This is a genomic window from Microcystis sp. M31BS1 (assembly GCF_020245285.1).
Lineage (GTDB): Bacteria > Cyanobacteriota > Cyanobacteriia > Cyanobacteriales > Microcystaceae > Microcystis > Microcystis panniformis.
Window position 1 is genome coordinate 1 of sequence record NZ_JADBVE010000252.1, and the last position, 5,661, is coordinate 5,661.

At 34.9% G+C, this 5,661-nt stretch carries 2 protein-coding genes; both read right to left on the minus strand.

The genetic code is table 11. The annotated features are described in order from the left end of the window. Positions 1–593 precede the first annotated feature (593 nt). The gene (locus tag IM509_RS14830) at positions 594–5,396 is read right to left on the minus strand and encodes a HEAT repeat domain-containing protein (protein ID WP_287717102.1); all 4,803 of its coding nucleotides are present in this window, start codon (positions 5,394–5,396) and stop codon (positions 594–596) included. After that, on the minus strand, positions 5,396–5,661 hold a 266-nt coding region (locus IM509_RS14835; protein WP_287109276.1), incomplete at its 5' end, for a Uma2 family endonuclease. The genes IM509_RS14835 and IM509_RS14830, both read right to left, overlap by 1 nt.

Genomic DNA, 5,661 nt, shown 5'->3' on the forward strand with positions numbered 1-5,661 from the left:
ATCCTTATCTGGTAAGAGATTTAATTGATTAGTTCGCTCTAGATCAAAAACAATTGACAAAAATGGCCAAATGCTTTTCTACATAAGGGTTCCATCCCTTATATCCCCCGTCCATTGCATAACACAAACCGAAGAGCCATTTAAATTAAGTACAGCTGATTTTGATTCAATAAATTTGACTGAAGATTCTCAAGTTTATCTTTTTCTAATCAAAAGAGTTAGTCACAATAACTAATCTTTAATCCTCTGCCAATATTTATTATGAATAGATTGATAAAGCTTGTTAAAAAGGTTCTTCGTTACTTGGTATGGTTCGAGCGGGTGGCATAAATCGACTAAATCTTTATCTGGCAAGAGATTTAATTAATTAGTTCGCTCTAGATCAAAAACAATTGATAAAAATCGCAGCAATGTCTGTCTATATAAGGGTTTCATTCCTTATAACCCCCGTCCATTGCATAAGACAAACCGAAGAACCGTATCTTTTTACTCAAGTGTTTTATCGTCTTCTCCATTCTTTCAGGATAAACCATCAAGTCAGGTTTCGGCTTGGCTTTCTGGGTGGGAATTGCGAGTCTGCAATAGTCACGATTTTATTTGTCTCTTAATGATGAGATTAACATAACAATAATTCCTCTAATGCGCTTTACGAGAAATCTAAATCGCTGACGATAAACTGGAATAACTGAGGTTTTAGTTTTGCGATAGCGGATGGCGAGTTTTCTTGCAAGCAGAAAGACATTTGATTCATAAATATCAATATCCCAACGATAAATGATTTGTTTCAAGGTTCTTAAGTCGCCCATCTTTTCTAATGCTTCTGCTACGAATTCTAAAACATAATCATCTGCCTCTGTCAGTGCTTCAGTTAAAGCTGTTACTGCTTCTGGGTTGCCTATCTCACCTAACGCTTCTGCCGCCAAACTTCTGACATACTTATTTGAATCTTTCAGTGCCACAATTAAAGCTGACACTACTTCTGAGTTACCAATATCAATTAAAGCTGTTTTTGCATACCATCTGGCATCATGCTCTGAATACTTTATTACATCGATTAAAGCTGATATTGTTTCTGAATTGCCTATTTGGCTTAAAGCGAGTTGAGCAATGTATTGAACCTGATCATCTTCATCATTTAATGTCTCAATTAAAGCTTGTATTGCTTCCGAGTTGCCGATATTTCCTAAAGTTTGTGCAGCTAACGCTCTGACATTCTTATCGGAATTATTCAGTGCTTCAATTGAAACTGGTATCACTATAGGATTGTTTATCTTGCTTAAAGCTGTTACCGCGAAGACTCTGATATTCTCTTCTGAATCATTTAACCCCTCAATTAAAGTTGGTATCACTTCTAAATTGCCTATTTTGCTTAGAGCATCTGCTGACACAAATCTGACATATTTATTTACATCATTCAAAGCTTCAATTAAGGCTGGTATCGCTTTTGGATGACTGATATTTGCTAAAGCCATTACTGCTCTGCCTCTGACATCATAATCCGAATCATTTAGCATCATAATTAAAGCTGGCACTACTTCTGGATTGTCGCTCTCACCTAAACCACTTACAGCCATGCGTCTAACATACTCATCTGAATGATTAAGTGCCTTGATTAAAATTGGTAAAGCTTCTGGATTGCCTTTTCCATTTAAATAAACTGTTAACAATATTGCCGAATAGCATCTGAGAAGATTATTTGAATCTTCTAGTGCCATACTTAAACCTGACATCGTTTCTGGATTGCCAATTTTGTCTAATATTCCGCCTAAAGATTCTATAGCATTGTTTCTGATAGTCTCATCTGAATTAATTAATGCTGTCATTAAAGCTGATACTTCTTCTGGATTAAGAAGCAAGCTTAAAGCGGTTTCTACACAGTCTCTACCAGTCTTATCTGAATCATTAAGCGACGCAATGAAAGCTTGCCTAAATTCTGGAAGAACCACCAATCCCGAAGGAAATTTTGCAAAAATCATCGTTGCAGAGCTTCTAACTTCCTGATAAGGATTATTTAGTGCCTCGATTAAAATAGGCATCGCTGCTGTGCTGCCAATGTTGTTAATTTCTCCTAACGCTTCTACCGCATATTCCCTAACATTTTCATCTAAATGATTAAGTGCTGTCATTAAACCTAAGTAGGCTTTCTCAGTGCCAATATTTAATAAAGCTTCCGCCGCTTTACCTGCGACTTCCTGATAGGGATGATTAAGCGCCTCAATTAAACCTGACACCGCTTGTGGAGTTCCAATTTTACTTAATGCTTCTACTGCCTTATTTCTGACAAGTTCATCTGCTGCATAATATATATCATTTATTTCTGAATCATTCAGCACCGCAATTAAAGCAGACACGGCTTCTGGGTTGCCAATATTACCTAAAGCTTGTACCGCAGAGTATCTAATATAAACATGAAAAGCTGAATGATTCACTGCTTCTATTAACACTGGTACTGCATCTGGATTAGTAATCTTACTTAAAGCTACTGCTGCATAACTTCTGAAATCCCCATCTGAATTTTTAATTGTCTCGATTAAAGCTGATACTACTGCTGAATTGTTAATTTTACTTAACGCTTCTACTGCATTCCCTCTAGTTTTCACATCATTGAGTGCTGTAATCAAAGCTTGTATTGTTTCCGAATTACCAATACCAATTTCACCTAGAGCTTTTACCCCCCAAAATCTGACACTTTTTTCAGAATCAGATAGTGTTGAAATTAAAGAGGGTAAAGCTAAAGTTTGCTTTCTGTTCATTTTTCCTAAAATTATTGCAGCATTATCTCTAAACCAATCTGAATAATTTAACGCCCGAATAATAGTTGGTAATGCTTCAGAATTGCCAATTTCTCCTAATGCTTTTAATGCCCAACCTCTGAAAGCTTCTTCTCTATCGATCATCCCAAAAATGAGTATATGGCGATCTTCTTTATCTACCTTTCGCAAAGCATATTCAGCAGACTCTTTAATTCTCTTTTCCGAATCATCTAATGCCGCACTTAAAGCGGATATCGATTCAGGATTGCCGATTTTACCTAACAATTCTGCTGCATTAAATTTACTATCTCTGACATACCAAGGTGAATCCTTAAGTGCGTTTTCTAATCGTCTTCTCATCACGGGAAAAGTCTTCCCTAATGTCACCATTGTCTTGTTGATATACTCTAAACTAAAATCACGCTGCCACACCTTATAAAGCTTATCGACTATCTGATTAATCAGAGAATCTTGAATATTTTTACTTTCCGCCAGACAGTTACTAGCCAGTATCAATAAAGTCGCAAAAATATCATCTTTTTCCTGTAAAATTGCTTCTAATAAAAGACTAGCATCAGACATCATCCCCGCTAACAAAATAATCGTCTCATGCCAATCATGATCCCAGAAATGCGCCTTGACTAACGCAATTCCATCCTCTTGATTTTTCTTGATCCGTTGATGAAGATAACAAGCGGTAAAATACTCCTGGAAAGTGCGATGTAAAAATAGATATTGATCTCCTTTTTCATGAAACTTCTGAATAATCCCATCTTCCTCGCATAACTCTATCATTAATTCATCACTATTTGATTGCTGGAAAATTGTTGATACTTCTTCATGGCGTAAATATCTTTCTAAAACATTAAAAAAGTCTTCTTCTTGGAAAATAAAAATTTCTTCTTCTCGACAAGATAACTCATAAGCCACAATCTCTAATAATCTGATCTTCGCTATCCGCTTTCCGCCTGATACTGATACCAGCTTTCTATTTTCTACCCAATCACGCAGCATATAATCAACTGCTTGTTTATATACTTCATTACGTTTTGCTGGTAAAATTAAATCCTGAGTTTGATAGAGACTACAAATTAAAGAAAGTAATAAAGGATTTTGTGCTAAACCCTGAATTTGCGGTTTATTTTTCAACTCCTCAATTAAACCGTCCGCTGATACCAAATCATTCTCTAAATAACCTTCCGCATTAACAAACCAGGTTTTGATATATTCGGCTGTCTTTTGATCAGTAAAGGGAACAATTTCTACCTCTTTGACTTCCTTTGAAAATTTGCCACTATAACCCACAATGCGAGAAGTTAGATAAATTTTACAAGGAGAATTATCTAAAAAATTCTCAAGTTTTGTATTGAGTTTATGTAGTTGTATAGAAGAAACTTCATCTAAAGCATCTAAAAATAAGACACATTTTCCCTGTTCTAGCTTTTGTTTGACAATAGACTCAATCTGAAAATTTTTATCAATTAACTGAGGTATTATGTTAATAATATCATCATTTTTTTCTGCTAATTTATTTGCTAACTCAGATAGCCGAAAATACAAAGGAAGAATCACATCCTTAACCTTAACCTTCTCCCGATTGTTTAAGAAGGGTTGAGGAGTATTAACACCTAACTTCCCTAATTCTTCCCTAGCAATTTTTAATGCTTCCATCCTTAAAAGAGTTGATTTACCCATTCCAGGATCAGCAAGAATCATCATTTTATTGTGTTTATCTTTGGCTTCTTCCCAATCAACTTGTACTTTTTTGTTTTCTTCCCGTTGCTGTTCCTCAGTAAACCCTTTTAAGGCATAGATTTTCTTTAATGTTCCCTCATCACCTGTATAAGCTTGCCATGTTTCAATCTCATGGTTATAGCGTCTTTCTAAAGTAACTTCAATAGGAATATATTGCTTTAATAACGAGATTTTTTGACGAGTATGAAAGAATTGAAGATATTGAAATTCATCTTGAATTTTTTCTAAAAATCGACAAACAGCATTTTTGGTAGGTTCTAACCCCAGTTTATCTAAAATATCTAAAATATTATCCCACCGAATCACATAACTTTCATCAGTTTTACTCGATTGAATAACCCCTAAAACTCCTCCTAATTCTTCCGAAAAAACAGCACCTCCGCTTGTACCCCTATCAACCTTAGCATTAATTCTGTGAGTCAGAAAATTAGAAGATTTATCAGGTAATTTATTCCAAGGATTCTTATATTCAATCTTATTATTAGGATAAGTCGAAAGCAGATTTAAAGGCGCACTGACAGTAATTTTATCGGCATTCACATCAAATCCTTCTGGAAAATTCTTCTCTTTTTCTCTAGGAAATCCATAAACTGTGACGCAATTTAACCCAGCTTGAAAATTAACAATCTTCACAGGTTTAGCATTCTCAATCTTAATCTTAAGAATAGCAATATCAACTTCTGGATTAGAATATTCTTGACACCATTGAGATGCGTATTCTTTCCCTTGATAATTTACTCTTAAAGAGGGTAAAAGATAGATAACGTGATGACAGGTAATGAGATAACCATCTTCTCGAATAATAAACCCAGAACCCAGCGTATCCCCTTTTTCATTGAGGATTTTAACCATTGATTCTTGTAGATAGTCGAGATTGGATTTAATCATTATTCTTCAGTTAAATTAAAATCAATGCGTTGATAAATATCCAGCAATGACATTTGAAAATCCACAGAATGAAACCTTAAAGCATCTTTGTCTGATTCAGAGGCTTTAAACAACCACTCCCCATTATTTTGTTGATAAAATTGTTCAACATAATAACGGTATTGATCAATCAAAATATATTCTTTAAACTCAGGAATTGAGCGATAAAACTTAAACTTATCAGTACGGTCATAATCTCTAGTTGATTTCGATAAAACCTCGACAA